Annotated in this window: 2 protein-coding genes and 1 pseudogene; all 3 read right to left on the minus strand. The window is 70.7% G+C overall.

What is annotated here, in order from left to right; translation table 11 throughout:
* Positions 1 to 2,433, minus strand: a 2,433-nt coding sequence (locus G6027_RS04485) for a Na+/H+ antiporter subunit A (RefSeq protein ID WP_182635767.1), incomplete at its 3' end; no start/stop codon positions are given.
* A 132-nt stretch (positions 2,434 to 2,565) separates the two neighbouring features.
* The gene (locus G6027_RS04490) at positions 2,566 to 3,126 is read right to left on the minus strand and encodes a hypothetical protein (RefSeq protein WP_182635768.1); all 561 of its coding nucleotides are present in this window, start codon (positions 3,124 to 3,126) and stop codon (positions 2,566 to 2,568) included.
* A gap of 230 nt (positions 3,127 to 3,356) precedes the next feature.
* Positions 3,357 to 3,601, minus strand: a pseudogene (locus G6027_RS04495) (ATPase); the annotation flags it as partial.

The raw sequence follows: 3,601 nt of genomic DNA on the forward strand, positions 1-3,601 counted from the left end.
GTCCCGGACGGTGGCGCCGACCAGCCACCGGCCGGGGGTGGCTCCCGGCGCCTCGATGACGATCCGGGCCGCTTCGACGCCGCGCCGACCGGAGCGGGTCTTGTCGACGTCGGCCAGTCGCGGGCCGGAACCGTAGCGACGGTTGCGGAAGACGAGGCTGGCCACACCGGTGGCCGCGACCAACAGGACGGTGATCTCGCCGAGGGTGTCCCACGCGCGGATGTCGACGAGGGTGACGTTGACGGCGTTGGCGCCGTTGCCGATCCGGTAGGCGATGTCGGGGAAGACGAGCGAGACGGCGGGGTGCTGGCGCGCGTTGATCGCGTAGGCGCCGGTCACCACCACGAGCAGCCCGACGCCGATTCCGAGCCAGGCCCGGAGCCGGCGGAACCCGTTGGAGAGCGGTACCTCGGCGGGCATCGTGCGCAACACCAGCACGAACGCGACCATGAGGAGCGTCTCGACCAGCGCCTGCGTGAGCGCGAGGTCCGGGGCGCCGTGGAAGGCGAAGATCACGGCGAGCCCGTAGCCGGTGACGGACATGCAGATCACCGCGGCGAGACGGTTGCGCAGCACCGCGGCGGCCACCGCGGCGAGCGCCATGGGGATCATGACGATCAGCACGACCGGGTTCGCGGACAACTCCATGCGCAGGCCCTCGCGAGTGCCGGCGAGGAGTGAGACGAATGGGAACACCACGAGGGTGACCAGGATGATCCCGAGGGTGAGCGGCAGGGAGCCTCGCTGGATGCTCGCCGTCAGTCGCAGCGACAGGGTGTCGAAGAACCTGAGCACCGCGTCGTAGATGCGGTCGGCGTTGCCGAGCGCCGGCGACTCGAACTGCATCCTCTCGACGGTCCGCTGCGCCACGTAGAGCAGGGTGCCCAGCACGTAGACCACCAGGGTGAGCGCCAGCGGGACGCCGATCCCGTGCCACAGTCCCAGGTGGTAACCCTCGGGGCCGCGCCAGGGACTGCCGGGCGGGAACGCCACGTCGACGTACCGGGCGATGAGGTTCTCGACGGGCGCGTTCCACAGCCCCAGGACCAGGCCGGAGACGGCCAGGGTGGCGGGGACGGAGAGGAACAGCGGCCCCGCCGGTCGGGAGGCGGCGACGGCGGGGCTGATGCCGTCGGGGAAGGACCGCTTGGACCGGAAGGCGCCCATGACCAGTCGTGCGGTGTAGGAGAAGGTGAGGACGGACCCCGCCACGAGCCCCGCGGTGACGACCAGTGACGGCATCCCGTGCAGTCGCTCCTCGGACAGGACCGTGGCGAACGCGGCCTCCTTCCCGACGAAACCGAGGAATGGGGGCAGGCCCGCCATCGAGGCGGCGGCGAGGGTGAAGACGAGTGCGAGCGCGGGTCGCTTCCGCCCGAGGCCTGACAGGTCCCGGATCTCCCGGGTGCCGGTGGTCTTGTCGATCACGCCGACGGACATGAACAACGCCGACTTGAACAGGGAGTGCGCGAGCAGCATCGTCAGGCCGGCGAGCATCGTGTCGCGCGAGCCGATGCCCACCAGGACGAGAAGGAATCCCAGTTGGCTCACGGTGCCAAACGCGAGGACGAGCTTGAGGTCCGTCTCGCGCAGCGCGCGCCACCCGGCCATGAGGAGCGAGACCAGACCCAGCACGATGAGCGGGAGCTGCCAGGTGGACGAGCCGGACAGCCCGGGGGTCATGGCCGCGACGAGGAAGACGCCGGCTTTGACCATCGCGGCGGAGTGCAGGTAGGCGCTCACCGGCGTGGGTGCGGACATCGCACCCGGGAGCCAGAAGTGCAGCGGGGCGATGGCGGACTTGCTCCCCGCGCCGATGATCACGAGCACCAGGGCCCAGTGGATGAGCGGACCCGACGGTGGCGACGCGACGACGTCGCTGATCAGGTAGGACCCGGTGGCCTGGCCGAGGATGATCAGGCCGACGAGCATCGCCAGACCACCGAGGGTGGTGACGAGCAGGGCCTGGGTGGCCGCGCGGCGGGCGGAGGCCCGCGCCGCGTAGTGGCCGACCAACAGGAAGCTCAGGACGGAGGTGATCTCCCAGAAGATGTAGAGGAGGATCATGTTGTCCGCCACCACCAGGCCGAACATGACGCCGGCGAAGGCCACGAGCTCCGCGGCGAACAGGTGAAGTCGGGGTTCGTCGTCCTTGAAGTACCAGGTGCAGTAGACCAGCACCAGTGCGCCCACGCCGAGCGCGATGAGCGCCAGCAGCGCCGACAGCGCGTCCATCCGCAGATCGAGCGCGAGGTGGATGCCGGGCGCCCATTGGATGGACTCGGTGGGGACGCGGTCCAGGTTGGCGGCCACCCACACCGCTCCCGCCGCCGGCACCAGGGCGAGCGCCAGGAACGCTCGGCGACCGAACCTCAAGACCAGGGGGACCGCGAGCAGGGCGGCCACGGCGTGGGCCGAGAGGATCGCGATCACCGGCGGCTCCTCTCGTCATGTGGACCGGAGAACGACGCGCGGACGACCCCGCCGGAGGGGACGGGGTGCCGGTGGTCGACCAGGGTCGGGGTTCGCCGATCACTTTACAGAAGGCGCCCCACGGGATCCTTCTCAGCGCAGGTGGAGCAGGGTCGCCGCGCTCAGCAGCGCGGCGATCGAGGCCTCACCCGGGGACTGCCCGAAACCCATGGCCCACGTCGCGCGGCGACCGCAGGTGGCCCGCAGGATCGTGCACCAGGACTCGGTCCCGCCGAACCCGTCTCCCTCGTACTGGTGGAACCGCTCGATCTCCACGCGGGCGCCGATCCTGCCCAGCATCTCGGACATGGCGGTGAGGTCCCCGCAGGACTCGGTGGTCAGGCGGTGGGCGGTGTACTCGCCCGGGGCGGAGGGGTCCCGGGTGGCCAGGATCGCCTCGTAGGCTGTGATCCCGCGGCCCAGCGGGCGGCGTGTGAGGTCGGCCAGGTGGAAGTGGTCGGTCGACGGCGCGTAGGTGTCGATCAGCGTGCGCCAGTCCAGTCCTGCCGCCTCGTCGGCGAAGCCGCGCGGCAGCCGGCGGCCGAACCGCTCGCCGAAGGGGCAGGAGGTCGGGCCGGTGGGGGAAGGGGTGGTGGCACGTGTGGAAAAGCCGGTGGAGCCAGTAGAGGAACTCGGTGCGGTGGTGGAATACATGGTGTTCTCGTCTCAGACGTCGGTGCGGGGACCGACGGAGATCACGCAACCACGCAACGGGGGTGCCGGTCTTCAGGCCCCGTTACGTCCGGTTACTACGAGAATCTTCCGCATGACCGAGAACTGTAGACGGCGGGGACGTACCACGGCAAGCGGGCGTGACCGGCCTCTCGGCCCCCGCGGTGCTCCGGCCCCCGCGGTGTTCCCGGCCCCCCGGACGGTCAGTCCACCTAGTTCTCGCGCCGCTCCGCGTACAGCCGCAGCGTCTCGACCTGGTCTGGGTCGAGCGAGGGCGGGACCATCCGTCGCGCACGGGCCACGTCGTCCGCGGTGACCTCGGCGGCGTCAATGTCGCGCCGCATGGCGGTGAGGGCCGATTCCCGCAGCAGTGCGGCGCAGTCCGCCGCGGAGTAGCCGTCCAGGTCGGAGGCGAGCGCGGTCAGGTCCACATCGTGGGCCAGCGGAACACTGCGGC

This window comes from Dietzia sp. SLG310A2-38A2 (assembly GCF_014145095.1).
Classification (GTDB): domain Bacteria; phylum Actinomycetota; class Actinomycetes; order Mycobacteriales; family Mycobacteriaceae; genus Dietzia.